General features: G+C 75.1%; 5 protein-coding genes and 3 tRNA genes. 4 read left to right on the forward strand and 4 right to left on the reverse strand.

Translation table 11 applies throughout. The features are described 5' to 3' along the window. The coding region (locus MHW47_RS31570) for a lanthionine synthetase C family protein (protein ID WP_239227292.1) at positions 1-1,052 on the forward strand (1,052 nt) is incomplete at its 5' end. Next, a complete protein-coding gene (locus MHW47_RS31575) occupies positions 1,049-2,107 on the forward strand; it encodes a glycosyltransferase (RefSeq protein ID WP_239227293.1) in 1,059 nt (352 codons plus the stop codon). The genes MHW47_RS31570 and MHW47_RS31575, both read left to right, overlap by 4 nt. Before the next feature lie 99 nt (positions 2,108-2,206). Here MHW47_RS31575 and MHW47_RS31580 read toward each other — a convergent pair. The 4 genes from MHW47_RS31580 to MHW47_RS31595 form a co-directional block, all read right to left on the reverse strand. Further along, positions 2,207-2,280, reverse strand: a tRNA-Phe gene (locus MHW47_RS31580). 22 nt (positions 2,281-2,302) lie between these two features. Then, positions 2,303-2,377, reverse strand: a tRNA-Asp gene (locus MHW47_RS31585). Positions 2,378-2,416: 39 nt separating this feature from the next. After that, positions 2,417-2,489, reverse strand: a tRNA-Glu gene (locus MHW47_RS31590). 138 nt (positions 2,490-2,627) lie between these two features. Then, a complete protein-coding gene (locus MHW47_RS31595; RefSeq protein ID WP_239227294.1) occupies positions 2,628-4,145 on the reverse strand; it encodes a metallophosphoesterase in 1,518 nt (505 codons plus the stop codon). A gap of 120 nt (positions 4,146-4,265) precedes the next feature. On the opposite strand from MHW47_RS31595, the gene MHW47_RS31600 reads away from it, so the two are divergent. Beyond that, positions 4,266-4,616, forward strand: a complete 351-nt coding sequence (locus MHW47_RS31600) for a metallopeptidase family protein (RefSeq protein WP_239227295.1) — start codon at positions 4,266-4,268, stop codon at positions 4,614-4,616. Between the two features lie 118 nt (positions 4,617-4,734). Continuing rightward, the coding region (locus MHW47_RS31605) for a hypothetical protein (protein WP_239227296.1) at positions 4,735-5,199 on the forward strand (465 nt) is incomplete at its 3' end.

Consider the following 5,199-nt stretch of genomic DNA (forward strand, 5'->3'; position numbering starts at 1 on the left):
CCGACCGGCTCTACCCCGGCGACATCGCGCAGTTCCACGGCAGCGGCGGCGGCGCGAACCTCGCGTACGGGGCGGCGGGCGTGGCCTGGGCCCTGGCGCAGGCCGGCGCGGAGGTGCCGCGGGAGCACCTCGACTGGCTGGTCTCCGCGAGCGCCCGCGTGGACGAGCCGGGCTTCTACGACGGCCTGTGCGGGATCGCCTTCGCGCTCGACGCGCTCGGGACGGCCGCGCCCGCCCGGGAGGTCCTGGACCGGGCCCGGGCCCGCTGGGCCGCCGACGACCTCGACGACAGCCTCTTCAGCGGGCGCTCCGGGATCGGGCTCGCCCTGCTGCACTTCGCCGGACGGCACGGCGACCCCGCCCACGTCGAGGAGGCCGTCCACCTCGCCGAGCGGATCACGGGCGCGGCGAGCAGCGGGCGGCACCGGCCGGGCCTCCTGCACGGCGGTTCCGGGCAGGCGCTCTTCCTGGTCCGCCTCTTCGAGCGCACCGGCGAGCAGAAGTACCTCGACCTGGCCGCCGAGGCCCTGCGCGCCGACCTCGCCGAGTGCGGCTGGGCGGCCGACGCGGAGGCCAGGACCCCGCACGGCCAGTGGTCCGCGCCGGTGATCGCGGGCGGCGCGGGCATCGCGCTCGTCGCGGACCGGGTGCTGGCCCATGCGCCGGACCCGGAGCTGGCCCTCTTCCGCGAGGTCTCCCGGGAACGGCTCGCCATCCCGTTCTTCGGGCACGCCGGGGTGTTCACCGGCCGGGCCGGCGCGGTCCTGGCCCAGCACGCCCTGGCGGCCACCCGGCCCGGCGCCGGCCCGGAGCGGGACCTGTCCCCCCATCTCGCCGGGCTCGGCCTCCACGCCGTGCCGTACGGGGAGAGCCCCGCCTTCCTGGGCGAGCAGTGCCTGCGCCTGTCCACGGACCTGGCGACCGGCGCGGCGGGGGTCCTGCTGGCCATGGAGACCGTGCTGACCGGCGGGAGCACCGGGCTGCCCTTCCTGGCCGGTCCGGGCGACCCCGGCCCGGCGGCCGGTGACCGGAGCGGGGCGGGCCCCGCATGAGCCCCGCCCCGCGCTTCTCGGTCGTCTGCCCCACGTACAACCGCTCCGGCGCGCTCGTGCCCACCCTGGACTCCGTCCGGGCGCAGTCCTTCCCGGACTGGGAGCTGCTGGTGGTCTCGGACGGCAGCACCGACGACACGGACGACGTGGTGCGCGCCGCCGCCGCCGAGGACCCGCGCATCCGGCTCGTCCGCACGCCCCGGCACGGCCATCCCAGCGGCCCGCGCATGATCGGGCTGGCCGGGGCGCGCGGCGAGTTCGCCGCCTACCTCGACCACGACGACACCTGGCGGGCGGACCATCTCCGGGTGCTGCTGACCGCCTTCGAGGCGGGCGCCGAACTCGTCGCGACCGGCTGCGAGCGCAGGGACGCCACCGGTGCGGTGACCTCGCGCTCCGACCTGCTGGAGGTGGTCTGGCACCCCGAGATCCAGCTCCTCGGCCCGGTGTTCGAGCCCTCGCGGGTCGCGCACCGCCGTCCCCTCGCCGAGGAGGCGGGCGGCTGGCGCGCCGGGGACGGGCTGGAGGACTGGGACCTGTGGCTGCGCATGGCCGACCGGGGACTGCGCTTCACGACGGTGCACGAGCGCACGGCGTTCCTGCTGGACGACAGCGGCACCCGCCGCCACCGCACCGTCCGGCGCCACCGGCTGCCGCTCGCCGTCCACGACGACCCGCGCCGCGCCCGCGAGACCCTGCTCCGGCTGCGGAGCGGGGCGTACGACGAGGAGTTCCGCCGCGCCTATGCCGCGGACACGGTGGACTGGTACGCGCGGATGGAGCGGACCCCCGACTTCGTCCGCCCGACGGGCCACCGGGGGGACCTGGGCCCGGAGATCGAGGCGCGCGCCCGGCGGGCCGGTGAGCTGTGGCCGGACCTCGTCGTGGTCCCGGACCGGGGCCGCTTCCTCGTCGCCCAGCTCCTGTGGTGCCCCACGGCCGAGCACGCCCGGCGGGTCACGGAACTCTCCGCGCGGGTGCAGACCCGGCAGTTGGCTCTCCTCGCGGAGATCGCGGAGAGCACGGCGCGGGAACCGGAGCCGGTGACCGGCTGAACCGCACGCCCGGGAAGCCCCGAACAGGGGAGCCCTGAAGCGTAGAAGCACGAAACGAAGAAGCCCCCGACGAGTATTCGTCGGGGGCTTCTCACACGGTGGCTGGGGCCGGGATCGAACCGGCGACCTATCGCTTTTCAGGCGATCGCTCGTACCAACTGAGCTACCCAGCCACGCAGCACTCGCGTACTGCAGCGGTCCTGACGGGATTTGAACCCGCGGCCTCCACCTTGACAGGGTGGCGAGCACTCCTAACTGCTCCACAGGACCAAGCAATGTGCGAGAACAAGTCTCGCACACGTTCATGCGTGCCCCCAACGGGATTCGAACCCGTGCTACCGCCTTGAAAGGGCGGCGTCCTGGGCCACTAGACGATGAGGGCTAAGGGCCCACCTGCGCGCTTCGCAGCGCGTCGGGGACGTGAGAAGCATATGGGATGCCGGCGGGATCGCCAAAACGGTTTGCGGGCACGTTCCCGGGGAGGTTTCCGAGGAGGTCCACGGCGAGGTCCACGGGGAGGTCACGGGGACGGGGCGGGGGCGGTCGGGGGAGGGCTCGCCGGCCCGGCCTCCGGCTGCGGCAGATGGCGGCTGACCTCGGCCGTGGTCAGCCCGAGACCGCCCAGCGTGATCTCGTCCCACGCCTGGAGCCGGCGCGTGGATCGGTCCAGGTAGAGCACCGAGGCGAGCACCTGCTCCGGCTTCTCGTTCTGGACGGCCCGCAGTCCGCCGCCGCCCGTCGAGCCCTCCACCATCAGCCGCGTACCGCCGTCCAGCACCTCGTTGCTCCGGTGGTGCACATGGCCGGCCAGTGCCAGCGGGACCTCGCCGTCCGTCTCGCGCACCGCCTCCGGCTCGTGGGCGACGGCGATGTCCGCCGGGGTGCCGGAGCGCCGCTGCTCGCGCAGGGCGGCGGCGAGCGTGCGCCCGGCGACGCTCTGGACGTCCGCGGCCTGCTCGGGGCCGGTCCGGTCCGGGGTGAACTGCGGATCGCCGACCCCGGCCACCCGCAGCCCGCCGACGCTGACCGCCCGGCCCTGGTCCAGGACGTGCACGTCGGGGAAGCGTTTCCGGTTCTCCAGGTACTCCTGGGTCTGCGCCGAGTCGTGGTTCCCGCGCACCCAGACGTACGGCGCGCCGAGGTCGGCGATGGGGTCCAGGAAGCCGTTCTCGACGGCGGTGCCGTGGTCCATGGTGTCGCCCGAGTCGATGATCACGTCGATGTCGTACTGCTCGACGAGCGAGCCGATGATGTGCCACGCGGCCGGGTTGAGGTGGATGTCGGAGACGTGCAGGACGCGCAGGGTCGCCGGGTCCGGGCGGTAGACGGGGAGGGTGGAGGTGGCGTCGTACAGCTTGGTGACGTTGGTGACCAGGCGGGCCAGCTCCCGCTGGTAGACGTCGAAGTCGGTGACGATCGAGCGGGCGTCGCCGACGACGGACGGGGCGCTGGAGAGCAGCCCGGAGAACTTGGGCTCCATCACCGACTTCGGGTTCCAGGTGGCGTACACGCCGACGCCGGACGCGGCCAGGAGCGCCAGGGCCAGGCCGCCCGCGCCCAGCGCCCGGCGCGGCCTGCGGTAGACCGCCAGGCCCAGCGCGGTGGCCCCGGTGACCACCGCCACGCAGGAGCGCAGGGCCAGCTCCCGGGTGCCGGCGGCCACGTCCTCGGTGACCTCGTCCTCCAGCCCGGCCAGCCGCTCCGGGTGCCGGACCAGGGCCTGGGAGCGGACCGGGTCGAGCCGGTCCACGTCGACGTCCAGGCGGACCGGCGCGTGGTGCGAGTCCAGTTCCAGGGCGCCGAGCGGGGAGACGTCGATCCGGGTGCCGCCGCCGAGCGAGGGCCGCAGCGTCATCGTCGTGTCCATCGGGCCCACCGTCGTGCGCACGCCGCCGACCGCGAGCAGCCCGAGCCACGCGCCGAACAGCACGACGGCGACCATGCCGAGCGCCCGGAGGAACGGGCGCGGCGCGGTAGGGGCCTGGCGGACGGAGGCGCTGCCGGGCGAACGGCGGAACGGGAGGGGGACGCGGGCCATTCGATGCCTGTGCCCCGGCCCCGGTCCCGGTATTCCCCCCGCCCGGCCCGGGACGGTCCCGGTATTCCCCCCCCCGCCCGGCCCGGGACGGGGCCGGAGGCCGTACGGGACAATGGCCGGGTGCTGGAGATGACGCGAGAAGTGTTCGAGGAACTGGTCGCCGAGGCGCTGGACCGGATTCCGCCGGAGCTGACCCGGCTGATGGACAACGTCGCGGTGTTCGTCGAGGACGAACCGGAGGCCGACGATCCGGAACTGCTCGGGCTGTACGAGGGCACGCCGCTGACCGAGCGCGGTGAGTGGTACGCGGGCGTCCTGCCGGACCGCATCACCATCTACCGGGGGCCGACCCTGCGGATGTGCGAGAGCCGCGAGGACGTGGTGGCGGAGACGGAGATCACCGTCGTCCACGAGATCGCCCACCACTTCGGCATCGACGACGAGAGGCTGCACGCGCTCGGCTACGGGTGAGGCCCGGCGCACGAAACTGCCCGGCGGGCGTGTCCCCGGCGGGGTGACGGGAGTTGGGCACGGCGAACCCGGCTTGTCCATGTCAGGCCCTGCCCGTCCCGTGCCCCGGAGGTGCCCCGTGCGCCAGTTCCCCGTTCCCGTCCGCTGGGCGGCCGTCACCGCTGTGACGCTCGCCACGGCCACCGGCTGTATGAGCGTCGGCTCGGACGCGGCGGAGCCGAAGCCCTCCCGGTCCGCCGAGCCCGGGGGCGCGGCCGCCGAGCCGAACGACGCCACGGTCACGGCCACCGGCCACGCCCGTCTCGGCGGCACCGGGATGCGGGGGCAGGGGGGCAGGAGCGCGTCGCCGAGCGCCTCCGCCTCGCCGTCGGGGAGCGCGTCGGCCAGTGCCGGGCCGGAGGACGACAAGGGCGACGGGAAGAACGAGGCCGCCGGTCCCGCGCGGCCCTCCGTCCCGGCCGCCTCCGCGAAGCCGCCGGCGCCCGAGCGGCCGGAACCCCCGGCTCCGGTCGATCCCGGTCCGGCACCGGACCCGGTGGAGACGCCCCGGCCGCCGGAGCCGCCCGAGCCCGAGCCGGAGAGA

The organism is Streptomyces sp. OfavH-34-F, assembly GCF_022347745.1.
GTDB lineage: Bacteria > Actinomycetota > Actinomycetes > Streptomycetales > Streptomycetaceae > Streptomyces.